Origin of the sequence: Bartonella sp. AP21QHHD (genome assembly GCF_042196205.1) — a bacterium.
Lineage (GTDB): Bacteria > Pseudomonadota > Alphaproteobacteria > Rhizobiales > Rhizobiaceae > Bartonella.
Genome location: NZ_JBHIPT010000011.1, coordinates 189,470 through 214,858, shown reverse-complemented (window position 1 = coordinate 214,858; position 25,389 = coordinate 189,470). Strand labels below are relative to the sequence as shown.

21 protein-coding genes are annotated in these 25,389 nt (G+C 37.1%); 9 read left to right on the top strand and 12 right to left on the bottom strand.

The window, feature by feature from the left end; genetic code table 11:
* Positions 1–119 precede the first annotated feature (119 nt).
* Positions 120–1,217: a carboxynorspermidine decarboxylase gene (locus tag ACFIMC_RS01195; protein WP_375612883.1), complete on the top strand. Its 1,098-nt coding sequence runs from the start codon at positions 120–122 to the stop codon at positions 1,215–1,217.
* A 55-nt stretch (positions 1,218–1,272) separates the two neighbouring features.
* On the top strand, positions 1,273–2,511 hold the full coding sequence (locus ACFIMC_RS01190; RefSeq protein ID WP_375633624.1) for a saccharopine dehydrogenase NADP-binding domain-containing protein: 1,239 nt from the start codon (positions 1,273–1,275) through the stop codon (positions 2,509–2,511).
* Positions 2,512–3,635: 1,124 nt separating this feature from the next.
* Here the strand turns inward: ACFIMC_RS01190 and lpdA are convergent.
* The 8 genes from lpdA to ACFIMC_RS01150 all read right to left on the bottom strand — a co-directional run bounded on the left by lpdA (position 3,636) and on the right by ACFIMC_RS01150 (position 14,767).
* On the bottom strand, positions 3,636–5,042 hold the full coding sequence (gene lpdA / locus ACFIMC_RS01185; RefSeq protein ID WP_375633625.1) for a dihydrolipoyl dehydrogenase: 1,407 nt from the start codon (positions 5,040–5,042) through the stop codon (positions 3,636–3,638).
* A 31-nt stretch (positions 5,043–5,073) separates the two neighbouring features.
* Positions 5,074–6,285: a 2-oxoglutarate dehydrogenase complex dihydrolipoyllysine-residue succinyltransferase gene (gene odhB / locus ACFIMC_RS01180; RefSeq protein ID WP_375606076.1), complete on the bottom strand. Its 1,212-nt coding sequence runs from the start codon at positions 6,283–6,285 to the stop codon at positions 5,074–5,076.
* Positions 6,286–6,317: 32 nt separating this feature from the next.
* Positions 6,318–9,317 (bottom strand): 2-oxoglutarate dehydrogenase E1 component, encoded by a 3,000-nt coding sequence (locus tag ACFIMC_RS01175; RefSeq protein ID WP_375633940.1) that lies wholly within the window; start codon positions 9,315–9,317, stop codon positions 6,318–6,320.
* A gap of 163 nt (positions 9,318–9,480) precedes the next feature.
* Positions 9,481–10,383, bottom strand: coding sequence for a succinate--CoA ligase subunit alpha (gene sucD / locus ACFIMC_RS01170; protein ID WP_375612754.1), 903 nt, complete (start codon positions 10,381–10,383; stop codon positions 9,481–9,483).
* A 3-nt stretch (positions 10,384–10,386) separates the two neighbouring features.
* Positions 10,387–11,583 carry an ADP-forming succinate--CoA ligase subunit beta gene (sucC, locus tag ACFIMC_RS01165; protein WP_375671701.1) on the bottom strand — a complete coding sequence of 399 codons (1,197 nt, stop codon included), beginning with the start codon at positions 11,581–11,583 and terminating at the stop codon, positions 10,387–10,389.
* A gap of 88 nt (positions 11,584–11,671) precedes the next feature.
* Positions 11,672–12,634 carry a malate dehydrogenase gene (gene mdh / locus ACFIMC_RS01160; RefSeq protein WP_375611328.1) on the bottom strand — a complete coding sequence of 321 codons (963 nt, stop codon included), beginning with the start codon at positions 12,632–12,634 and terminating at the stop codon, positions 11,672–11,674.
* A 289-nt stretch (positions 12,635–12,923) separates the two neighbouring features.
* Entirely contained in the window at positions 12,924–14,123 is a 1,200-nt protein-coding gene (gene zapE / locus ACFIMC_RS01155) for a cell division protein ZapE (RefSeq protein ID WP_375671702.1), read from the bottom strand.
* Positions 14,124–14,221: 98 nt separating this feature from the next.
* Positions 14,222–14,767 carry an AprI/Inh family metalloprotease inhibitor gene (locus ACFIMC_RS01150; protein ID WP_375620904.1) on the bottom strand — a complete coding sequence of 182 codons (546 nt, stop codon included), beginning with the start codon at positions 14,765–14,767 and terminating at the stop codon, positions 14,222–14,224.
* A 225-nt stretch (positions 14,768–14,992) separates the two neighbouring features.
* Between ACFIMC_RS01150 and dapF the strand changes: the two genes are divergently transcribed.
* The 7 genes from dapF to ACFIMC_RS01115 all read left to right on the top strand — a co-directional run bounded on the left by dapF (position 14,993) and on the right by ACFIMC_RS01115 (position 21,066).
* Positions 14,993–15,844 (top strand): diaminopimelate epimerase, encoded by an 852-nt coding sequence (gene dapF / locus ACFIMC_RS01145; protein ID WP_375671703.1) that lies wholly within the window; start codon positions 14,993–14,995, stop codon positions 15,842–15,844.
* Positions 15,844–17,127 (top strand): tRNA (N(6)-L-threonylcarbamoyladenosine(37)-C(2))-methylthiotransferase MtaB, encoded by a 1,284-nt coding sequence (mtaB, locus tag ACFIMC_RS01140; protein ID WP_375612759.1) that lies wholly within the window; start codon positions 15,844–15,846, stop codon positions 17,125–17,127. The genes dapF and mtaB overlap by 1 nt, the downstream gene beginning before the upstream one ends.
* Positions 17,128–17,141: 14 nt before the next feature.
* A complete protein-coding gene (gene ftsY, locus ACFIMC_RS01135; protein WP_375671704.1) occupies positions 17,142–18,395 on the top strand; it encodes a signal recognition particle-docking protein FtsY in 1,254 nt (417 codons plus the stop codon).
* On the top strand, positions 18,392–19,078 hold the full coding sequence (locus ACFIMC_RS01130) for a septation protein A (RefSeq protein ID WP_375620900.1): 687 nt from the start codon (positions 18,392–18,394) through the stop codon (positions 19,076–19,078). Before ftsY ends, ACFIMC_RS01130 begins: the two co-directional genes overlap by 4 nt.
* A gap of 62 nt (positions 19,079–19,140) precedes the next feature.
* A complete protein-coding gene (gene gloB, locus ACFIMC_RS01125) occupies positions 19,141–19,902 on the top strand; it encodes a hydroxyacylglutathione hydrolase (protein WP_375632111.1) in 762 nt (253 codons plus the stop codon).
* Between the two features lie 2 nt (positions 19,903–19,904).
* Positions 19,905–20,402 (top strand): hypothetical protein, encoded by a 498-nt coding sequence (locus ACFIMC_RS01120; RefSeq protein ID WP_375612763.1) that lies wholly within the window; start codon positions 19,905–19,907, stop codon positions 20,400–20,402.
* 196 nt (positions 20,403–20,598) lie between these two features.
* Positions 20,599–21,066, top strand: a complete 468-nt coding sequence (locus ACFIMC_RS01115; RefSeq protein ID WP_375652373.1) for a hypothetical protein — start codon at positions 20,599–20,601, stop codon at positions 21,064–21,066.
* Positions 21,067–21,089: 23 nt separating this feature from the next.
* On the opposite strand, the gene ACFIMC_RS01110 is transcribed toward ACFIMC_RS01115, so the two are convergent.
* The 4 genes from ACFIMC_RS01110 to mnmG are packed head-to-tail and all read right to left on the bottom strand — an operon-like array spanning position 21,090 to position 25,347.
* The gene (locus ACFIMC_RS01110; protein WP_375612765.1) at positions 21,090–21,986 is read right to left on the bottom strand and encodes a ParB/RepB/Spo0J family partition protein; all 897 of its coding nucleotides are present in this window, start codon (positions 21,984–21,986) and stop codon (positions 21,090–21,092) included.
* 41 nt (positions 21,987–22,027) lie between these two features.
* A complete protein-coding gene (locus ACFIMC_RS01105) occupies positions 22,028–22,825 on the bottom strand; it encodes a ParA family protein (RefSeq protein WP_273790170.1) in 798 nt (265 codons plus the stop codon).
* A 6-nt stretch (positions 22,826–22,831) separates the two neighbouring features.
* A complete protein-coding gene (gene rsmG, locus ACFIMC_RS01100) occupies positions 22,832–23,479 on the bottom strand; it encodes a 16S rRNA (guanine(527)-N(7))-methyltransferase RsmG (protein ID WP_375611339.1) in 648 nt (215 codons plus the stop codon).
* Positions 23,479–25,347, bottom strand: a complete 1,869-nt coding sequence (mnmG, locus tag ACFIMC_RS01095; RefSeq protein ID WP_375639846.1) for a tRNA uridine-5-carboxymethylaminomethyl(34) synthesis enzyme MnmG — start codon at positions 25,345–25,347, stop codon at positions 23,479–23,481. The genes rsmG and mnmG overlap by 1 nt, the downstream gene beginning before the upstream one ends.
* Positions 25,348–25,389 lie beyond the last annotated feature (42 nt).

Genomic DNA, 25,389 nt, shown 5'->3' with positions numbered 1-25,389 from the left:
TCTTGCTAGACAGAAACAGATTCTTTTCTTAAGATTCTTTTTTCTTGAGACATTCTGTTACTCTTTGTACTAAACGTTGATCTTGGCAATAAGATCCTTCAAAAAAGAATGAATAAATGATGATAAAAACCCCCTATTATCTTATAGACAAATCGAAACTCATCAAAAACATGCAAACAATTTCTCATTTACGGGAAATGTCCGGAGCTAAAATTTTACTTGCTTTAAAATGTTTTGCCACATGGAGTGTTTTTGATTTAATGTCTGAGTTCATGGATGGAACCACATCATCATCCCTTTATGAACTACGTTTAGGAAGAGAAAAATTTGGCAAAGAAACCCATGCTTATTCAGTGGCTTGGGCAGATGATGAAATTGATGAAGCCTGTGGTTATGCAGATAAAATCATCTTTAATTCCATCCAACAGCTTCAACGCTTTTCTGATGCAACAAAAACCATTCAAAGAGGTTTAAGGTTAAACCCAGGAATGAGCGCATCAAATTTTGATCTTGCCAACCCCTCACGCCCTTTTAGCCGCTTAGGAGAAACAAACCAAAGCGCTATCAAAGAAATTCTGCCACTTATCAACGGATTGATGATCCATAACAATTGTGAAAATGCTGACTTTAATCTTTTTAACCAAATGCTTGGGTATATGGAAGAAAAATTTGCAGAACTTTTTTCTGCTGTTGACTGGATAAGCCTTGGCGGTGGAATCCATTTTACGGCTGAAAATTATCCTCTAGAAGCTTTCGCAAAACGCTTAAAACAATTTTCTAAAACTCATGGTGTCACTCTTTTTCTAGAACCAGGAGAAGCTGCTATTACCAAAAGCACCACATTAGAAGTCAGTGTTCTTGACACATTGTATAATGAAAAGAATCTAGCCATCGTTGATAGCTCAATTGAAGCACATATGCTTGATCTTCTCATTTATCGTGAAAATGCTAAATTAGAACCTAATCAAGGACCACACGAAATTATGATTTGTGGAAAATCTTGTCTTGCCGGCGATATTTTTGGAACATTTCAATTTCAAAAACCTCTTAAAATAGGCGATAGACTGTCTTTTCAGGATGCAGCAGGTTATACAATGGTCAAGAAAAACTGGTTTAATGGCGTTACAATGCCTGCTATTGTTCTCAAAGAGTGCGATGGTACATTAACACTTCAACGCCAATTCAGCTATAGCGACTATCAGGAAAGCCTTTCATAAAGATAAACCATAAAAAACGTCATACAACAGTATTAAAAAGGGAGATGGACCTACAATGAAAAAAAATGTTCTCATTATTGGTGCTGGAGGTGTTGCACAAGTTGTTGCACACAAATGTGCTCAAAACAATGATATTCTTGGTGAAATTCATATTGCGTCACGAACACTCAAAAAATGTGAAGCCATCATTGCTTCTATTAAAGAAAAAAACACAATGAAAGAGCAAGGTGTTCTCAAAAGCCATTCGCTCAATGCCATGAATGTAGAAGAAACTATAAAGCTCATCCAAAAGACCAAATGCGAAATTGTCATTAATGTTGGTTCTGCCTTTCTTAATATGTCTGTTCTTTCAGCTTGTATTGAAACCAAATGCGCTTATATCGATACCGCAATTCATGAAGACCCATTGAAAATTTGTGAAACACCTCCTTGGTATGGCAATTATGAATGGCCTCGGCGTCCAGAATGTGAAAAAGCTGGTATAACCGCTATTTTAGGAGCAGGTTTTGACCCAGGTGTAGTGAATGCTTATGCAGCATTAGCGCGCGATGATTATTTTGATAAAATCACAGATATTGATATTATTGATATTAATGCCGGAAATCATGGACGTTGGTTTGCTACAAATTTTGATCCAGAAATTAACTTCCGTGAATTTACAGGACAAGTATGGTCATGGCAAAATAAAAAATGGACTTCCAATAAAATGTTTGAAGTCAGCCATGAATGGGATCTTCCCGTTGTGGGAAAACAAAAAGCCTATATGACAGGACATGATGAAATTCATTCACTTTCCAAAAATCTTGATGTAGAGAATGTCCGTTTCTGGATGGGATTTGGTGATCGTTATATCACTGTTTTTACGGTTCTGAAAAATCTTGGTCTCTTATCTGAACAGCCCATTAAGACAGCAGAAGGACAAGAAGTCGTGCCCTTGAAAGTCGTAAAGGCCGTCTTACCCAACCCTTCCTCTCTCGCCCCAGACTATACAGGAAAAACCTGTATTGGAGATCTTATTAAAGGCGAAAAAGATGGAAACCCGAGAGAAATTTTTATCTATAATATAGCCGATCACAAACAAGCTTTTCATGAAACTGGGGCACAAGGCATTTCCTATACGGCTGGCGTACCAGCAGCCGCAACAGCTCTTCTTATTGCCACAGGTGAATGGGATGTTAAAACTATGGTCAATGTGGAAGAATTACCACCCCACCCTTTCCTTAAATATCTTGATCATATGGGGCTTCCCACTTTTATAAGAGAACAACAAGAGGATAAAAAATTACAATTTTAATACCTATAGAAAGCATATGCTTGATTTTTTAAGTTATCACAAAACTGCCCAATGAAAACAAACTTAATATTCTCGTGTAATTATGGTTTTCAAAAAAATTTTAGCTATTCGTTATATTTTGGCAAAATTGCGATTTCTTAACAACCCTAAAGAAGAGACATAGCATCTTTTTAAGACATAGCGAGCAATGATCAAGAAAAACAGAGAAGAAAAACTAATTTAATCACACTGTATAACTTGTCATTATCATCAAAAAGATAGTGTCATAAACAAAAGATATAAAAATACCGCTCTTTTAAAGAAGAGCGGTATTTTGTAGAATATTCAATCCCTCCCCCCTCTTCATCTTAAATGACAAAGATCCTTAACCCACACCAATCATTAAACAATTCAATTTCTTTGGGTGAATTCCTCTTGGCTTCTCTCTTCATATGATTCACCATCATATACAACATGTTGATTTATAACGCTGAATACTGTAAAATTCTCTTAATCACAAACTCTCTCACATTGAAGCAATTAAAATCTTTTGTCTGCACATCACAAACAAAACGAGCGTGTGAGGTAAAATGATAAAAGAACAGAATAAAAATTCTCTTATGAAAACTCTCAAATAATAAAGAGCTTTAGCAATATTGAGAACTGAAAAAGTGTATTATAATACCAGCGTGTACTTTTACTAAACATAAAGATTATAGTGCACAATAGGTCTTATAACAGTTTGAATGAATTTCATATATTTCAAGAGGAACTTTACAGCTATACCATTCATGAACACCATCGCGAAGTAGATTTACGCATTTTGAGAGATGTTTTCTTAACACAAAGCACGCAGATAGGCTCAGAATCCTATCTTAAATATTTTATAACAGTATAAAAACTACCCCATATATAAAACTTTACATAGACTAAACACCACCGCTCTAAACGATAGTGCACAACAGAATAATCAATCAAAACTGCACAACAGATATCTAAAACATTAACTATCGAAAAGCATACAACAAATGGAACATTTCAATACAATTGGTTATATTCTTTTTTTAAGTTTTAAAATGTTGTTGCATGCTTCACAAATATTTTCTGCCCCCCGTACCTTTTAAAATTTACTTTTTAAAAGCTTTTTAAATATGAAGTGGTTTAGCAAATGTTGCCAAAGCTGCCTCACGCACGGCTTCTGATAAGGTAGGATGTGCATGGCAACAACGTCCCAGATCTTCTGATGAACCTCCAAATTCCATTAAAACTGCAATTTCATGGATCATTTCACCAGCACCAAATCCAAGAATATGCCCCCCTAATACCCGATCTGTTTTTTTATCAGAAAGGATTTTAACGAACCCATCACTCTTTTGCATTGCACGTGCACGACCATTAGCCATAAAAGGAAATTTGCCAACATTATATTCAATACCAGCAGTTTTTAGCTCTTCTTCTGTCCTTCCTACACTCGCAATTTCCGGCTGTGTATAAACAACACTAGGAATAACATCAAAATTAACATGCCCTTTTTGACCTGCCAAAATTTCTGCCACAGCAACGCCTTCTTCCTCTGCTTTATGTGCTAGCATTGGCCCTTTTACGACATCACCAATCGCATAAATTCCTGGAACATTCGTCTGCCAATGAGCATCAATTGCAATAAATCCGCGTTCATCTAACTGAACACCAGCCTCTTGTAATCCAAGCCCCTCTGTATAAGGAGAACGTCCAGTAGCAATAAGCACAACATCAGCCTCTAAAGTTTCAGATTCACCACCTTTGACAGATTCAAAGCTCACCTGAGCAGTTGAGCCAGATTGTGTAACAGCTGTTACCTTTGCACCCGTTTTATATTCAATCCCCTGTTTTTCCATTAATTTCTGAAATTGCCGTGAAACTTCACCATCCATTGAGCCCAAAACTTTATTAAGATACTCAATAATGGTCACCTTAGCACCTAAACGGCTCCAAACTGATCCAAGTTCTGAACCAATGACACCAGCACCTACTACAATCATATGCGTTGGTACTTTTTCAAGTGAAAGAGCTCCCGTAGAAGAAACAATAGTCTTTTCATCAATTTCAACATTCACCCCTGGAATGCCTGAACTCTCTGAACCGGTAGCAATAATAATATTTTTTGTCTCAATTGTTTGTTTATTACCATCTCTGGCAACAACTTCCACATGACCCGCACTCAAAATTTTGGCTGTCCCCAAAAAAGTATCAACTTTATTTTTTTTCATCAAAAAAGAAACACCACTCGTATTGGCTGTCACCACAGCTTTCTTATGAACCATCATTTGTTCAAGATTAAGCTTAGATTTACCAATAGAAATACCAAGCGTTTCAAAACCATGCTGGGTTTCAGAAAACACTTCTGAAGCATGCAGCAACGCTTTAGAAGGAATACAACCAACGTTGAGACATGTTCCTCCTAATGTTGTACGCTTTTCAATAATTGCTACTTTAAGTCCCAGTTGCGCCGCTTTTATTGCTGCTACATAACCACCTGGACCCGCTCCGATCACAGCCACATCATAAGACATCCGTTTCTCCTTTCATCCTGAAAACTGTATTTTACAAATCAAGAACAAGGCGTTCCGGATCTTCTAAGCTTTCCTTAACACGCACAAGGAAAGTCACAGCTTCTTGCCCATCCACAATACGATGATCATAAGAAAGCGCTAAATACATCATGGGGCGGATCACAACTTGACCCTCAACAACCATTGCTCGCTCTTTAATCGCATGCATTCCCAAAATACCAGATTGTGGTGCATTCAAAATCGGTGTTGACATCAACGATCCATACACACCACCATTGGTAATGGTAAAAGTTCCGCCCTGCATATCAGAAACGGCTAATTTTCCATCACGCGCAAGACGCCCCAAACGACCAATCTCTTTTTCAATCTCTGCCAATGACATTTGATCTGCATCTCGCACCACTGGAACAACAAGCCCTTTATCCGTTCCAACAGCAATTCCAACATTAACATAGTTTTTGTAAACAATATCTGTCCCATCAATCTCTGCATTAACAGCAGGAAGTTCTTTTAATGCATGACAAACAGCCTTGGTAAAAAAACCCATAAAACCAAGTTTAACACCATGTTTCTTTTCAAAAAGATCCTTATAACGCTTGCGCAAATCCATCACTGCTGACATATCAACCTCATTAAATGTGGTTAACATTGCTGCTACATTTTGTGCATCTTTAAGACGGCGAGCAATTGTTTGACGCAATTTCGTCATACGAACCCGCTCTTCACGTGTTTCTTGGACAGGAGTTGCCGAAGAACTCGTCGCAGAAGAAGAGGGTGTAGGAGCATTTGTACTTTGTTTTAATCCACCAAGAACATCTTCTTTAAGAATTTGTCCACGTTTTCCAGAACCTGAAATATCGCTTTTTGCAACATTATTTTCAGCCATCAATTTTGCTGCTGAAGGAGAAGGAGGCATTGCACTGCTCAAAGCAGGCTTCTCCGATTCAGATGAAGCCGCTGGAACAAGTGTAGCAGAAGGTGAAAGTGATTGGGAGATACCAGCTTCTCCAGCCTTCACCACTCCTAAAAGAGCATTTACTTCAACCGTATCGCCTTCTTTTGCAATGATTTCAGATAATTTCCCAGCAACAGGAGAAGGAACTTCAACGGTTACCTTATCAGTTTCTAATTCAACCAAAGGCTCATCCATAGCGACAGCTTCGCCAAGTTTTTTAAACCATTTGCCAACCGTTGCTTCGGTAACCGATTCGCCCAAAGTAGGAACACGAATTTCAGTAGTCATAATATTTTTCCATACATCAGAGTAGTAATAAATTAAGAACCTAACGCGTCTTTAAGAAACGCAGCCAGTTGTTCAAGGTGTTTCACCATTAACCCAGAGGCCGGTGACGCACTCGCAGGACGTCCTGCATAACGAGCACGTGAATATTGCGCATTAATATGCGTCAAAACCCATTCCAAATAAGGCTCAATAAATGACCAAGCCCCCATGTTTTTTGGTTCCTCTTGGCACCAAAAAACTTCCGCCTGCAAAAAGCGCGATAATACATTCACCAAAACTTTTGCAGGGAAAGGATAAAGCTGTTCAACACGAAGGAGGTAAACATCATCAATACCCCTTTTTTCACGTTCTTCATAAAGGTCGTAATAAACCTTACCAGTACAAAGAACGACACGGCGAATCTTATTATCTTTTTGCAACTTAATGACAGAATCTTTGAGACATTCTGCATCATCAAGCAACACACGACAAAAACTTGTTTCTGGCCCCATTTCATTGAGAAAAGAAACAGCTCGCTTATGACGTAAAAGTGATTTCGGTGTCATCAAAATCAATGGCTTCCGGAAATCACGCTTAATTTGTCGACGCAAAATATGAAAATAATTTGCAGGGGTTGTACAATTAGCAACCTGCATATTATCTTCCGCACAAAGTTGAAGAAACCGTTCTAAACGTGCAGAAGAATGCTCCGGCCCTTGCCCTTCAAAACCATGAGGCAATAAACACACAAGACCAGACATACGAAGCCACTTACGCTCTGCGGATGAAATAAATTGATCAAAAATGACCTGTGCACCATTAGAAAAATCACCAAATTGTGCTTCCCAAAGTGTTAATCCTCGTGGTTCAGCAAGAGAATATCCATATTCAAAACCAAGAACAGCTTCTTCAGAAAGCATAGAATTAACAACATCATAAAGCGCTTGCCCCTTTTGTAAATGATTCAAAGGAATATAACGCGCCTCATTTTCTTGGTCATAAAGAACTGAATGACGTTGTGAAAAAGTTCCCCGTTCAACATCTTCACCGGAAAGACGAACCGGTGCTCCTTCCAAACAAAGTGAACCAAAAGCTAAAGCTTCAGCAGTTGCCCAGTCAACACCCTCACCGGTTTCAAAAATTTTAGCACGATTATTTAAAAAACGTTGAATGGTTTTGTGAACGTGAAAATCTGCCGGAATTTCAACAATTTTCTGACCAATTTCCTTTAAAGTTTTTAATTCAACACCAGTTGTTCTAGAATGCTGCTCATCAGAACTACTAAAAGCTTTGAGTCCCGTCCAGCTTCCATCAAGCCAATCAGCCTTATTAGGTTTATAAGAAGCACTTGCTTCAAGTTCACCTTCAAGCTTATCGCGCCATAATTTTTTTTGTTGCTCAATCTCTTCTGAAGTAACCATTCCTTCTGCTACCAATTGGTCACTATAAAGTTGAAGTGTTGTTTTATGATTACGTATTGCTTTATACATAAGCGGCTGCGTAAAGGAAGGTTCATCACCTTCATTATGCCCATAACGGCGATAACAAAACATATCAATAACCACTGGTTTATGGAAAATCTGGCGAAACTCTGTTGCTATTTTGGCAACAAAAACAACTGCCTCAGGATCATCACCATTCACATGGAAAATTGGTGCGTCAATCATTTTTGCGACATCTGATGGATAAGGCGAAGAACGTGAAAAACGTGGAGATGTTGTAAAACCAATCTGGTTATTGATAATAACATGAAGTGAGCCTGCAACACGATAACCTTTAAGACCTGAAAGACCAAAAGTTTCTTGGATAACGCCTTGTCCTGCAAAAGCGGCATCACCATGAATAAGCAATGGCATCACTTTTGAACGCTCACTTAATGGGAGTAAATCAGTATGCGCATGTCCCATAAGTTGATCTTGTTTAGCACGTGCTTTTCCCATAACAACCGGATCAACAATCTCAAGATGAGATGGATTGGCCAACAGCGATAAATGAACTTTTTTACCATCAAAGTCCAGATCAGCGGTAGTTCCCAAATGATATTTGACATCACCGGATCCCTCCACATCATCAGGCTTGTAAGATCCCCCTTTGAATTCATGAAAAATAGCCCTATGCGGTTTGGCAAGAACTTGTGAAAGAACATTTAAACGACCACGATGGGCCATCCCTAAAATAACTTCCCTAACCCCCAAAGCACTACCACATTTGATAATCTGCTCAAGAGCGGGAATCAACGCCTCACCACCATCGAGTCCAAAACGCTTTGTGCCTTTATATTTAGTGTCTAAAAACTGTTCGAATCCCTCTGCCTGAATAAGCTTATTCAGAATAGCTTTCTTGTCTTGGTGTGTGAAAGAATTTTTTTTATCTCGCCCTTCAATGCGTTCTTGAAGCCATACTTTCTGAACCGGATCAGAAACATGCATATATTCCACACCGATTGTTGAACAATAGGTACGATTGAGAATCTCAAGCATTTGCGGAATAGTTGCATATTCCAACCCTAAAACATTATCAATAAAAATGGGACGCTCGTAATCAGCTGGAGTAAAACCATACGCTTCTGGAGAAAGTTCCTTATAATCTTCTTGTTTTTCGGCCAATTGAAGAGGGTCAAGTTGCGCATGAAGATGTCCCCGTTCTCGAAACGCACGAATCATCATAATTGCATGAACGGAATCACGTGTTGCACGAATAATATCTTGTTCACTGGAAGTTTTTCCCTTTTGTGCAGCACCTGTTATTGCTTTTTCCTTTAATTTATCGCCAAAATATTTTTCAAGAGAAGACCAATCACCATCAAGAGCAGAAATCAATTCACCCTCTGCTTTTAATGGCCAATGATCACGCTGCCATGTTGCTCCTTCAGCATTTTTAAGAACATCCTCTTTATTATCATGAAGTCCTTCAAAAAAAGCACGCCACTGTGAATCAACACTGGTAGGATCTTTTTCATATTGAGCATAAAGTTGATCTATATAATCCGCATTCCCACCATAAAGAAATGATGTCTGTGCAAAAAGGCTATTTATTTCGTCCTGCCTTGCCATATACTTCTCCGGAACATTTATTCCGTCTCCTTATATCTCTTTTTGACCTTTAAATGCTTACAAACAAGCAGTGATTCGAACATTCAAAAAAGTTTTACCTTTTTATACTCAAGTTTTCTCACCTGAATCTAAGAACCTTTTCTTATTCAGGTGAAACTTTCTTTTAGCCTTTCAAAACTGACATCAAAGTCTTACCTATCTGTGATGGCGAAGAAGACACACGAATCCCTGCTGATTCCATTGCCGCAATTTTATCTTCTGCTCCACCTTTACCACCAGAAATAACAGCACCAGCATGTCCCATTGTACGTCCTGGAGGAGCCGTACGGCCAGCAATAAAGCCAACAACTGGCTTTTTTCGACCTTTTCTTGCTTCATCTTGCAAAAACTGTGCTGCTTCTTCTTCAGCAGAACCACCAATCTCACCAATCATAACAATAGACTCGGTTTCATCATCCGCTAAAAACATTTCCAACACATCAATAAATTCAGTGCCCTTAACAGGATCGCCACCAATCCCTATAGCAGTTGTTTGTCCGAGACCTTCCTGACTCGTTTGAAAAACGGCTTCATAAGTTAAAGTTCCCGACCTCGAGACAACCCCAACAGAACCTTTTCTAAAAATAGAACCAGGCATAATACCAATTTTACATTCATTTGGTGTAAGAATACCGGGACAATTAGGACCAATAAGACGAGACTTTGAGTTTTCTAATCGCGCCTTCACTTTAACCATATCCATAACGGGAATACCTTCCGTAATACAGATAATTAAACGAACTTCAGCTTCTATAGCCTCTATAATAGCTGCCGCAGCCCCTGCAGGAGGAACATAAATAACGGAAGCATCTGCACCTGTTTTTTCTTTTGCTTCTGCAACATTAGCGAAAATAGGAAGAGTTTCGCCTTTTGAACCTTCCCATGTTTCTCCACCCTTTTTAGGATTAACGCCACCAACCATTTGCGTACCATGATAAGCAAGCGCCTGTTCTGTATGAAACGTTCCTGTTTTTCCTGTAAGCCCTTGAACTAGAACTTTTGTCTCTTTATTCACAAGAATTGACATAGCTTAAGCTCCCTTCACGGCTGCAACAATTTTTTGGGCAGCATCATCTAAATCATCAGCAGGAATAACATTCAAACCACTCTCATTGATAATTGCTTTACCTTGCTCAACATTAGTACCTTCAAGACGAACAACCAAGGGAACCTTTAAACCAACCTCACGAACAGCAGCAACCACACCTTCAGCAATGACATCACAACGCATAATACCACCAAAAATGTTAACCAAAATGCCCTTAACATTTGGATCGGCCGTAATAATTTTAAAAGCAGCTGTCACCTTTTCTTTTGATGCTCCACCACCAACATCCAAAAAATTCGCTGGCTCTGCTCCATAAAGCTTAATGATATCCATTGTTGCCATAGCAAGCCCAGCACCATTAACCATGCAACCAATCGTACCCTCAAGAGCAACATAAGCAAGATCATGCTTTGATGCTTCTATTTCCTTTGGATCTTCTTCTGAAAGATCGCGCAATTCTAAAATATCTGGATGACGAAACAGAGCATTATTATCAAAAGAAACTTTCGCATCAAGAACACGCAAGTGACCATCTTTCATCACAATAAGCGGATTGATTTCTAAAAGGCTCATATCTTTTTCACAAAATGCCTTATAGAGAATCGGAAAAAGCTTTTCACCATCTTCTCGCGCACTACTTTGTAGTTTCAACGCATCACAAAGTCTTGCACAATCAGCAGAAGTAACACCCTCTACAGCATCAATGGGAAGCGTGAATATTTTTTCTGGTGTCTCTTCAGCAACCGTTTCAATATCCATTCCACCTTCTGTTGAAACAACAAAAGCAATTCGACCAACGCTACGATCAACCAAAAGTGAAAGATAAAGCTCCCGTTCAATATCGGCACCATCTTCAATATAAAGGCGGTTGACCTGCTTACCCTCTGGACCAGTTTGTTTGGTTACCAAAGTTTTTCCAAACATTTCTTGAACATTTGCAACAACTTCTTCAACAGATTGTGCAAGCCGAACACCACCCTTTGCATCAGGACCAAGTTCTTTAAACTTACCCTTACCACGACCACCAGCGTGTATCTGACTTTTAACCACATAGAGAGGTCCGGGCAATTTTTCCGCCCATTTTTCAGCTTGCTCTACAGAATAAACAGCGACACCATTTGCAATTGGTGCTCCATATTCATGAAGCAGACGTTTGGCCTGATACTCATGGATATTCATGCATTTGTCCTTTTCTTTTATGGATCTTATTAATCCTAAAGTTTTAACATTCTAAATACTTATTTTAATGAATTAAATCTTGTTCAATTTACTTGAGACTAGGTACAAGAGCAATACAAGCTTCACAAAGCTTTTTAACCGCATTTACTGAATGATCAAAAGCACCTCTTTCTTCTTTATCAAGATCAATTTCAATGACTCGTTCAACACCACCTGCACCAAGTACAACAGGTACCCCAACATAGGTATCATTAACCCCATATTCTCCTGAAAGATAAGCTGCAACAGGCACAACACGCTTAGTATCCTTTAGGTAGGCCTCAGCCATAGAAACAGCAGAAGCTGCTGGTGCATAATAAGCAGAACCTGTTTTTAACAAACCAACAATTTCTGCACCGCCATCGCGGGTACGCTGGATAATTTGATCAATTCTTTCCTGTGTTGTCCAGCCCATCTTTACAAGATCAGGCAAAGAAATACCACCAACCGTTGAATAACGTACGAGAGGAACCATTGTATCACCGTGGCCCCCTAAAACAAACGCTGTCACATCTTTAATAGAGACCTTAAATTCCTCAGATAAGAAATGACGAAAACGCGCTGAATCAAGAACACCAGCCATACCAACCACTTTATGTGTAGGGAGACCTGAAAATTTCTGCAATGCCCACACCATCGCATCAAGGGGATTGGTAATACAAATAACAAACGCTGAAGAAGCGTATTTTTTAATTCCAGCTCCAACTTGTTCCATAACCTTTAAATTAATGCCCAAAAGTTCATCACGACTCATACCAGGTTTTCGCGCAACGCCTGCTGTTACAATAACAACATCAGCACCTTCAATTGCTTCATAAGCATTAGCACCTTTTAGACTGATATCAAAACCATCAACAGGAGAAGATTCGGCTATATCTAGAGCCTTACCTTGTGGCACACCTTCTGTAATATCAAATAAGACCACATCAGCAAGCTCTTTAAGCCCAATAATATGTGCTAAAGTACCACCAATCATACCTGAACCAATGAGAGCTATTTTTTTCCGTGCCATTTTATTTTTTCCTAACTTTTAGATAATTCAGCGCACACCCAATCAACGTCCGTATACTGAATATTTTTGACTTCAACCATATTCAAACAATATCATAAAAAGGAGTAAAGAAATGAAATTTACAAATTTCTCTCCTTACAGAAACAACAACCCTCCGCTGAAACAACTATTAGAAAATTATCACGATGTATCGATAAAGTGAATTTAAAAAAAATACAACAGAATTATTATATTTCTTTAATTTCAAAAAGTTATTGTTTTGACAGTTTACGTAAAGGTAAAAGTATAATCAATGCTTCTTCTTCAAAAGAAAATGTTCTTCCCAAAGTTTTAAATAATCGTAGCTTTGCATTTCGAAAAGACGTGATTGTGTTCTTTGAAATTCAAATGTTTCCGTAATCTGCGCATGCCCTTTATACAAATCCCCTATCCCTGCGGCTGCCGACATAAACAACCGTATGTGGCGCTCATAAAGAATATCAATAAGCAAAATAAACCGTTTTGTTTCATTACGACATGTATCATCCATGACCGGTACATTATCAATAAAAATCGTATGATAATGCTTTCCTAATAACAAATATTCAGCCGCGGCCAAAGGCTTTGCACATAAATCCCCATAATCAAAACGAGCACATCCTGCACCAAAACGCGGAATAGGAATAAAGCGCCCTTTTATAGAAAGCTCATCAGACATCTCCTTATGTCCTTGCAATACAAGTGTCCATGCTTGATCCATATATTCATTTGCTTGAACCCCCAACGGCGATACATACATCTGTTGTAGATTTGATTTTTCAAGGCGATAATCTGTTTTTGCATCAAGATTAACAACACGAACATATGCTTTCAAAACTTGAATAAAAGGCAAAAAGAGCTCACGATTTAAACCGTTACAATAAAGGTTATCTGGCGCCACATTTGAAGTCGCAATAAAGAAAATTCCTTTATCAAACAGAGCAGAAATAAGCCGCCCCAATACCATAGCATCAGCAATATCCGTTACACTAAACTCATCAAAACAAAGTACTTTTGCTTCTCGTGCAAGATCCTCAGCAACAGCTAAAATAGGATTATCTTGTTTAAATTTTGCACACCCAGATGCTTGACGATAAAAATTAATACGCTCATGCACATCAGCCATAAAATCATTAAAATGGGCACGCTTTTTATGACCTTTAGGCAAACAAGAAAAGAACAAATCCATCAGCATGGTTTTGCCCCGTCCTACTTCACCATAAATATACAGTCCCTGAAAAAAACCTGTTTCATCTCCTTGTTTTACAACACAAGAAATATTTTGTTTTTTCCTTTTAAATATTCTGTTAAAGAAAGAGCAAAATATCCAAGGCAAAGGATGAGAGATATTTTGTTCCGCAATTTTTTTTAATAAATGATCAAAATATTCTGTTATAGCTAATTGAGCGGGATCAAAACAAACCTCTCCTTTAGCGACAAGCTTCTTATAACGTGTTGAAACGAGAATCATCCAAAAAACCTTTTTCAAACCGATCTCAATGAAAAATACAAATACTTTTCAAGAATCTGTCCGTCTAGTTTAGTTTGTCATAAACGATCAAAAATGATTTAACGACTTAAAATAACGGGATGATCATCAAGTGTACGTCCCTCAAAACGATCAACATTTGAAGAATAAAGAACGAGGATAACACGTCCAGAGTTATTATAAAAATATAATCTTTTTCCTTTAACAGCCCACGATCTCACTTGGGAAGCAATTCCTGGACAGTGTAAAGGACCAGCACGGTACCCTTGTCCAAACTTTGTTTGTGGAGTTGCAATCCGGCAAACTTTTCCTCCCATAGAAAGATTCCACACCCCAGCAACACTTGCAGGAAATAAATCAGTAGCATTACTTGGCAATTCGAGACTAGCCATTCGTCCATCGCTCTGAGAATCTCCTTTTTCATACATCGGAGCGTTTGCATCTTCAGATATCGACGAAGAAGTAGACGACAGATCAGACGCTTCTAATATTGTCATTTGTTGAGATGGATAAAAAACTTCTAATGCGTTACCATCGTCATTACCATCAAACCGTGTTGTTGAACATCCCCCTAAAAACATTACAGTTGATAGTGCAACGAAAAACGAAACTTTTGAAAACGCCATGTCTGTACTCTCTCCCACGACAATAAATAAGTTCACAAAAAAATTAAGCGAATATTTGTTATAGTTACAAAGATAAATTAACAAATTAAAAAAAACAGGTTAAAATCACTTATTTTAAAAGAAATAATTTATGTGCCCAATTTTATATTTATTAAACACTAGAAATTTATAATATTTTCAGTCATATATCTTTTTATAAGTAATCATTAGAAATAGAGAAGTTTCATGAAAACGCCATTTAGCAAAATGGACGGTCTTGGAAATCAAATTATTGTTGTTGATATGCGTGAAAGCACATACGCTCTTACACCACAAGCAATCCTTGCTTTGTCGGCAGATCCTGAAATGCATTTTGATCAAATCATGGCTATCCACACACCAACCCAGAAAAAAACCGACTTCCGCATAGAAATATGGAATGCCGACGGATCAATGGCTAAAGCTTGTGGCAATGGTACCCGCTGTGTCATCGCATGGCTTAAAGATCACAATTTTGGTGAAAAATTTCATTTAGAAACTCCCGCTGGAATTATTGAAGGAAAATACCAAACCGATAATCTCATTTCTGTTGATATGGGATGCCCAAATTTCAATGCAAAAGAGATGCCTGTTTCACGTGAAATAGTTGATACCAATCACGTAGAAATTATGGCTGGTCCCCTAAAAGACGCTTGTCTCATATCCATTGGCAATCTCCATGCTATCTTTTTTGTTGAAAATGATATTCAACATATTCCATTAGAAAAATATGGGCCAAAACTTGAACATGATCCCCTGTTTCCCGAACGGTGCAATATTTCCATTGCTTGCATAACGTCAAAGAAAAGTCTAAATTTACGTACATGGGAGCGAGGGGCAGGATTAACACAAGCATGTGGGAGTGCTGCTTGTGCAAGTGCAGTGGCTGCTTATCGTCGTGGACTTACAGAGCGCCATGTTGATGTAAATTTACCAAAGGGAACACTTAATATTTTTTACCGAGAAGACGATCATATTATCATGACAGGACCAATTAAATATCACTTTAGTGGTTTTTTAAGCCCTTTAACAGGGTGTTACAAAAAGGATCACTCCTGATGGCAATAGAAATTGTAACTTTTGGTTGTCGACTTAATAGCTACGAATCGGAAATCATTCGCAAAGAAAGTACTTCTTCAGGGCTAGATCAACTTAAAGATGGTGCTATTATCTTTAATACCTGTGCTGTCACTGCCGAAGCCGTACGACAAGCAAAACAAGCTATCCGCAAAGCAAGACGTGAAAATCCTCATGCGCGTATCATTGTAACAGGGTGTGCAGCCCAAACAGAAGCACAAAATTTTGCCTCAATGACAGAAGTAGATCTTGTTTTAGGAAACGAAGATAAACTTCACGCTCATTCTTATCGTCAACTTCCTGATTTTGGTATTAATCATTCTGAAAAGGTGCATATCAATGACATTATGGAAGTACAAAAAATTGCTCCACATATGGTCAGTGCAATGCAAGAGCGCACCCGCGCTTTTGTACAGGTACAAAACGGATGCGATCACCGCTGTACATTTTGCATTATTCCTTATGGACGAGGACCATCTCGTTCAGTTCCCATGGGTGCTGTCATAGAACAAATTAAAAAGCTGATAGGTGGGGGTATCCAAGAAGTGGTCCTTACAGGTGTTGACCTTACAAGTTATGGCCACGATCTTCCTGGAAAAGCTACTCTAGGAAAATTAACTTCAGCTATTTTGCATCATGTCCCTGACTTAGCCCGATTACGCCTCTCATCTATTGACTCTATTGAAGCAGACGAAGAACTCATAAATCTTTTAGCTTATGAAACAAGAATCATGCCCCATTTGCATTTATCTTTGCAAGCAGGTGATAATATGATTTTAAAACGGATGAAACGGCGTCATCTGCGCGAACATGCCATTCAATTTTGCCAAGAATTGCGTGCCAAACGTTCTACAATGGTTTATGGTGCCGACTTAATTGCTGGTTTTCCTACAGAAACAGAAGAGATGTTTCAAAATAGTCTTGCCTTAATCAAAGATTGTAATTTAACCCATCTCCATGTCTTCCCCTTTAGTCCAAGAGAAGGAACACCTGCCGCACGTATGCCACAAATCAACCGTAAAATAGTTAAGCTGCGTGCTGAAAAATTGCGTAAAGCAGGTGATATGGCTTACCAAAAGCATCTTGCTCATTTACAAAACAGTCTACAAACAATTCTCGTTGAAAAAGATGAAATCGGACGAACAGAAGATTATACTCTTGTACAAGTTAAAGGTGCAAAAGCAGGAACAATTGTTCAAGCCCTTATCGTGGATCATGATGGCGATAAATTGATTGCTGTCCCTCCAAAATTAAACGCTGCTTGAGCAGGAGAATTCTTATGACTAAATCTTTTATAAAAAAAATATTCTCTTTTAACAAATCTCAAGAGCAAGAAATTGAACAACAGATTTCTATTCCTGATAAAAGCGATATAATAGAAGAAAATAAAGACAAAAATGAAAAGACAAAAAATAATCAAATCTCTATAAACACAGAAAAAGAAGAACAAACAAAAAATCCAGAGTCAATACTTACAAAATATGATGAAAAATCTCCATTTCTAGAATCCCATTCTGATAAAATTCCCTTTTCTGGTAAAATTATTGTCACAGACAACATCCGTGAAAAAAAGAATGAAGAAATTTTATCTGAACCTTCTGTTGAACAAAAAAAGACAGCGTGGTTTGGGCGCCTTAAAAAAGGCCTATCCCTTTCTTCACAACGCCTAAGCGGATCAATTGGCGATCTCTTTGTTAAAAGAAAACTTGATGAAGATACACTGCAAGAGCTCGAAGATATTCTTATCCAAGCTGACATAGGTGTAGAGACAGCAACACGCATCACAAATACTTTAGCTTCCAGTCGTTACGGAAAAAACCTCTCCCCAAATGATATTCATACTATTGTAGCTGATGAGGTCAAAAAAGTTCTGGAACCTGTTGCAATACCATTAGAACTTGATCTCAGCCATAAACCTCATGTTATTTTGCTGGTAGGTGTAAATGGCACTGGAAAAACGACAACTATTGGAAAACTTTCAGCCAAATTAACAGAAGGGGGATTAAAAGTTATGCTGGCAGCAGGTGATACTTTCCGAGCCGCTGCTATTGAGCAACTACACATTTGGGGTGAACGTACCAATTCTCCTGTTATTTCGACAAAATTGGGTGCAGATGCCGCCAGCTTAGCATTTGATGCTTATGAAAAAGCAAAAAAAACAAACAGTGATGTATTAATTATTGATACAGCAGGGCGTTTACAAAATAAATCTGAATTAATGGATGAGTTGGCAAAAATTATTCGTGTTTTAAAAAAACACACCCCCCAAGCACCCCACACAATCCTTCAAACTCTTGATGCAACAACCGGACAAAATGCACTCAACCAAGTGGACATTTTCAGTGATATTGCTGGTGTTAATGGTTTAGTTATGACAAAGCTAGATGGGACTGCACGAGGAGGAATTCTTGTCGCTATCGCAGCAAAATATAAATTACCCGTTTATTTTATCGGTATAGGAGAAGATATTGAAGACCTTCAACCCTTTTCTGCTTCTGACTTTGCCGAAACTATTGCAGGAAAACACGCATGAAACAGCCTTTATCTAATCTTAATTTACACAATAATTCTGAAAAAAAGATGAATAACAATAAAAAAATTTCTCTCTCACCAACACTTAAGTTTCTTTTGGAAATGGGTCCATTGGTTGCCTTCTTTTTTGCCAATTATAAGGGAGAATGGCTGATAAAAAACATTGGATTTTTTCAAAATTTTAGTAAGCCTATTTTCCCTGCAACAGCTATTTTTATGGTGGCTATTATTATTTCCCTAAGCTTATCATGGATCCTTGCAAGACAAATTCCTATTATGCCTCTTATTTCAGGAATATTTGTTTTAGTTTTTGGCTTTCTAACTCTCTGGCTTCATAATGAAACTTTCATAAAAATGAAACCAACAATCATTAATAGCTTATTTGCTTTTATACTTTTTGGAGGGATGTTTTTTAAAAAACCACTTTTACGTTATGCTCTTGATTCTACCTTAAAACTTGATGATTTAGGTTGGCAAAAACTTACCTATCGTTGGGCGTTTTTTTTCATTTTTCTTGCCATTTTGAATGAAATAATTTGGCGTAATTTTAGCGATAATTTCTGGACAAGTTTCAAAGTATTTGGCGTCATGCCTATAACAGTCCTTTTCATGCTTACCCAAATGCCTATAATTATAAAACATTCAAAAGGACTTTTTACAGAAGAGGACAAATCTGATTCTTAAAAAAATCATCACTACCGATTATTTTATAGATTCATCGCCAAACACTGTTCGGGAGAAAAAATATGTTGATTGAACAGTTTATTTGTCGAGAAGACAATTTCGGTGTACTCCTTCATGATGAAAAAAGTGGTATGACAGCTGCAATAGATGCTCCTGAAGGCAAAGCGATTCACAATGCCTTAAAGCGCCACAATTGGACACTTAACACTATTTTTGTAACTCATCATCATCACGACCATGTAGAAGCCCTATCAGAATTAAAACAAGTTTACAACGCTACGGTTATCGGACCAGAAGCAGAAAAAGAAAAGATCAATCATCTTGATAAAACACTTCAACCTGATGAAAGTTTTTCTTTTGGCTCACACCTTCTTTTAGCTCTTTCAACACCTGGTCATACTCTAGGCGCATTATCTTACTATTTTCCTGAAAAGAATTTACTCTTTGCTGGAGATACACTTTTTTCATTGGGCTGTGGACGTCTTTTCGAAGGAAAACCAGCACAAATGCTGAATTCTTTAAAAAAACTTCGTAAACTTCCTGATGAAACACTTCTCTATTGTGGACACGAATATACAAAAAATAACGCTCTTTTCGCACTAACAATTGACCCACATAATAAAAAACTCCACCAAAGAATAGAGGAAGTTTTTTTGCTACGTGCAAAAAACGCTATGACTTTACCAGTAACCTTAGGGCAAGAAAAAGCCACCAATCCCTTTCTCCGCTGGGATGATAGTGTATTGCGAAAGAACCTTGTAATGGAAGAAAAAACAGATGAAGAAGTTTTTGCTGAAGTTCGAAGAAGAAAGGACAATTTTTAACCATGCGTAAGTTCGTATTACGTTTGTTCCTGCTTTTTCTTTTCGTGATACATATTCAACAAACAATGGCAGAGGAAAAGGAAACAGATAATTCTTCTCTTATAGCACCTCTCATTGCAAATTATCCCTTAACAGAAGATTTTCTTTTAAAGCTGGAAAAAATTGAAAAAGAATGTAAAAACTTACTTCCAGAAACAAAAAATAATCTTATAACTTATGATTCTAGTATCCACTCTAGTATTGAAAACTACACTACCTATATTTCTAGTAAACCAAAACTTGTGAATATTTTAAAAGAAAATAATATAACACCGAAAGATTTTGCTGCGGGAACCTTAGCACTTAAAGAAATATCAGCGCTTCTCATATTTGTACCTGAAAAGGAATATTCTACTGAGAAAAATACTATATTTCTAAACAATCTTGAATTTGTTAAAAAACATTTTTACAAAGCAACAATTCTTTTAAATAGCTGTGAAAAACTCATTTTGAGCAACTAATCAGCTATGAGACATTAAAAAATATCATCCCATTAATCTAATAAAAAAGTATGTGCATTAAAAAAACACCGTGTTTTTACCATTCCTAATAATTGTTTTTATTTCGATTATATTTACAAATGTTTTTCTAAAAATAAAGAATAACAGACGGAAAAATATTTATTGAAATTCAAAAAAGAAAGGATAATTTTTCGTCATGTTTAAACTTCTATTGTGTTTTTTCTTCATTTTTCCTTTTGTATCATACGCTCAAGAAAAAAAACAAGAAATAGATGATCCTTCTTTTATACCGCCTTTCATTGCAAATTATCCCTTAACAGAAGATATTCTTTTAAAGCTGGAAAAAATCAAAGCAGAATGTAGAAATTTATCTTCAGAACCAGAACAAACAAATACAAAAAGTGATCTCAGTACTTATGATGATAATATTGAAAAAGACGCTTCCTATATTTTTAATAATCCAAAACTTGTAAATATTTTAAAAGAAAATAATATAACACCGAAAGATTTTGTTGTTGCTCACCTAGCACTTCAAGCGACATTGTATGTACTTACTGATGAAGAAAATTCTACTTATGAAAAAAACTCTTTACCTGCAAGAAATATAGAATTTGCTAAAGAGCATATGTATAGAATAATAAAAATTTTAAAAGATACCTGTTAAAAAAATCTTTTTAGAACAATTGATTAACTTTGTAAACGCCGACAAATTTCATCTAATTGTTCTAATGAAGAGTAATGTATTTTTAAATCTCCACCTTTTTTACCATGTCGAATAATAACTTTCATTCCTATCACATCTGCAAGTAATTTTTCTAAAGATTTTGTTTCAGCATCTTTCTCCGTATTGGTACGCTTTTTAGTTTTAGGATTAGCTTGCTCATATGCAAGTATTTCTGTTTGACGTACTGAAAGCCCTTCACGAATAATTTTCTCAGCTAAATTTTGTGGATCATCAACGGTTATAAGACAACGTGCATGACCTGCAGAAAGTTGTCCATCAGTTAAGAATTGTTGTACTTTTTCTGGAAGTTTTAACAAACGAAGCGTATTTGCAACATGACTACGACTTTTTCCTATAACTTGCGCTAAATCTACTTGCGTATAATCATGTTCATTTAGAAGCATCTCATATCCCTTTGCTTCTTCGATAGGATTAAGATCTGCACGTTGAACATTTTCAATAATTGCCAATTCCAAAGCCGTTTTATCGTCCACATCACGAATAATAACGGGTAATTGACTTAAATTTGCACGTTGTGCTGCACGCCAGCGCCGTTCACCCGCAATCAATTCAAACCGATGAGGATGATCTCTTAAAGGCCTCACAATAACCGGTTGAACCACACCGTGTTGACGAATTGATTGTGTCAAATTATCAAGCTCTGTTTCAGTAAAATGACGCCGAGGATTGTGAGGATTACATGAAATAGATTCAATAGAAATAAATCGCTCAGAAAGACTACCGGATTCATTTAATTTATCAAAGCTTGATGAACGTGCAATATTGTTGTTTAAATTGATATCTCCAATCAATGCCGCTAATCCACGTCCTAGTCTTTTTTTTGATAGATCATCGTTCATAATTTTGCTCTTTGAGTTTTCTTACAAAAAATTTTACATTTTTAAGCAGCAGCACGTGCTTGTTTTTCACGTTGAATCATTTCTGATGCTAGACGCAAATAAGCTTGGCTCCCAGCACATTTAAGATCATAAAGCAATACAGGTTTGCCAAAAGAAGGCGCTTCTGATACTCTTACATTTCGTGGAATAACAGTACGATAAACTTTATCTCCCATAAAAGAGCGTACATCTTCAACAACTTGATTTGAAAGGTTATTACGTCCATCATACATTGTTAAAACAATACCTTGGATCTCTAAAGATGGATTAAGTACGGATCGCACTTGTTTTACTGTTTCAAGTAATTGACTTAAACCTTCAAGTGCTAAAAATTCACACTGCATAGGCACTAAAACAGAATCGGCAGCCCCCATAGCATTAAGTGTTAAAAGATTAAGGGAGGGAGGACAATCAATTAAAATATAATTGAATTTTTTTTCCATTTCCGGATCATCATAGAGAGCTTTACGTAAGCGTTGTATGCGATCTTTTGATGAAGAAATTTCCATTTCCACACCTAAGAGATCAAGTGTAGAAGGAACTATATAAAGATTGGGTACGGCTGTTTTTAAAGCCGCCTGCGTAATTGAAACGCCCGAAACCAAAACATCATAAGAAGATAAAGGACGGCTATTACGATCAATCCCTAAACCTGTACTAGCATTACCTTGTGGATCAACATCCATAATAAGGACATTTTCACCAATAGCCGCTAAAGCTGTAGCAAGATTAATTGCTGTGGTTGTTTTTCCGACTCCACCCTTTTGGTTTGCAATAGCGATAATTCGTGTTTCGCTCATTTTGCTCTACCCTCTATATGATCGAATATGAGAAATTTCCAAAATAACAGAATTTTCATCAACTTTACTTTTATGTTTTAACAGATCAAAGTGCCAATTGGCAGAGGCATTTTTTATTTCTGTAGCGTAATCCCGACCTTTTTGCAAAAGAGCTATTGTTTTTTCTGTTAATAAAGGAAAAATGAGTTGTAAAAGAGTATCAAGCGGCGCTAATCCCCGTGCTGTTATAATATCAGATATGGGAATTTTTTGATATATATCTTCAATTCTAGCGTGATAAACCGTTGCTGGAAGATTAAGTTGAGCAATAACTGTTCGCAAAAAAGCAACTTTTTTCCCATTACTTTCAACAAGATTAATATGTCCTGCTTTTTTTTCTTTCAAAAAGATAGCAATCACAATTGCAGGAAAACCTCCTCCTGATCCTAAATCACACCAATGTAAAGAATGAGCATACAAAGGAAAAATTTGTGCTGAATCTAGAATATGTCGTGTCCATAGATCTGGTATAGTTGTAGCAGATATCAAATTAATATGTGCATTCCACTGAAGTATTAAAGACTCAAACTGAATTAAATTTTCCATCGTTTCACGTGAAACAGAAGGAACAATATTTAATAATTGTTGATATTTTTTTTCTGTAGAAAAATTCATTAAGCTGTTTTAGCCTTTTCACGTCGTTGACGTTGAATATGTGTAATAATAAGCGATAACGCGGCGGGTGTCATGCCATCAATTTTTTGTGCATCAGCAATTGAACGCGGCGACACTTCTTGAATTTTTGATTTAAGTTCATTTGAAAGACCTGAAATTGCCTGAACATCGAGAGAAGAAGGAATTTCTAAACGCTCATCTCTCTGAAGAGAGGCAATATCTTGTGCTTGTTTATCTAAATAAACCGCATATTGTGCTTCAATTTCTAAAGATTCTGCTGTTTTAGAATCAATTGTTTTTAATTGTGGCCAAAAATCTGAAAGACGCTCTAAGGTCATATGAGGATAAGCAAGAAAATCATAAGCCGAACGCCGAATTCCATCATGATTAACATGTAATCCATGAGCAGAAGCTTCATTGGGTGTTAAAAAAAGATTTTGACATATTGATCGTGCTTGATCAAGCCGTTGTTGTTTTTTCTGATAACATTCCCAACGTATTTTACTCACAATACCCCATTTTTGTGCCAAAGGTGTTAAACGCGTATCAGCATTATCAGATCGTAAAGATAAACGAAATTCAGCACGTGATGTAAACATCCTATAAGGTTCACAAACACCACGTGAAACCAAATCATCAATCATAACACCAATATAAGCAGTAGAACGACTTATAAGTATTTCATCTAATTTACCTACTTTACGTGCAGCATTTAATCCAGCTAAAAGTCCTTGTGCTGCTGCTTCTTCATATCCTGTTGTACCATTAATTTGGCCTGCTAAGAACAAACCCGGTAAAGAACGTAATTCTAAGTTTCTCGTTAATTGTTGTGGATTAACAAAATCATATTCAATAGCATAACCAGGTTGCAAAACTATAGCATTTTCCAATCCTTCAATGGTTTTCAATAGAGAAATTTGTACATCTTCAGGAAGAGAAGTAGAAAGACCATTTGGATAAACAGTATCATCATTTAATCCTTCTGGTTCCAGAAAGATCTGATGTCCATCACGTTCTCCAAATTTAACAATTTTATCTTCAACAGAAGGACAATAACGTGGTCCTAACCCTTCAATATTTCCAGAATATAAAGCAGAGCGATAAATATTCTCGCGAATAATTTGATGTGTTTTCTCATTTGTACGTGTTATTGCACATTCAATTTGTGGTTGTTCAATTTTCTCTGTTAAAAGAGAAAAGGGTATGGGATTTTCATCTGCTTGTTGTTTTTGGAGAGCTTCCCAAGCAATTGTTTTTTTACTCAAACGAGCAGGGGTTCCTGTTTTTAATCGTCCAAGTTTTATATGATATTTTTTCAAATGTTCAGCAAGTTTTACACTTGACTGATCTCCCATACGACCAGCAGCCCATGTTTTATTACCAATATGAATAAAGCCATTTAAAAACGTACCTGTTGTTAAAACAACAGCACCAGAAAAAATTGTTCCTTGTTTTTTTAAAATAACACCTGATACACAATTATCTTTAACAACCAGATCAATAACTTCATCCTCAATAAGAGTAAGATTTTCTTGTTCTTTTAATAATTTTTGAATTGCTTTTTTATAAAGTTGTCTATCTGCCTGTGTTCGTGGTCCTCTTACTGCCGGTCCTTTACGTCTATTAAGTAGTCTAAACTGAATTCCAGCAGCATCTGCTGCTCTTCCCATAAGACCATCTAACGCATCTATTTCACGAACTAGATGCCCTTTTCCAAGTCCACCAATAGCAGGATTACACGACATTGTTCCCAGTGCTGATATTTTATGTGTAACAAGCGCTGTTTTGGCTCCTACACGTGCTGAAGCTGAAGCCGCTTCACAGCCAGCATGACCACCACCAACAATAACAACATCATATGATTGCATTTAATTCATTCCGTAGAAAATATTCTAAGGTTTCACGTGAAA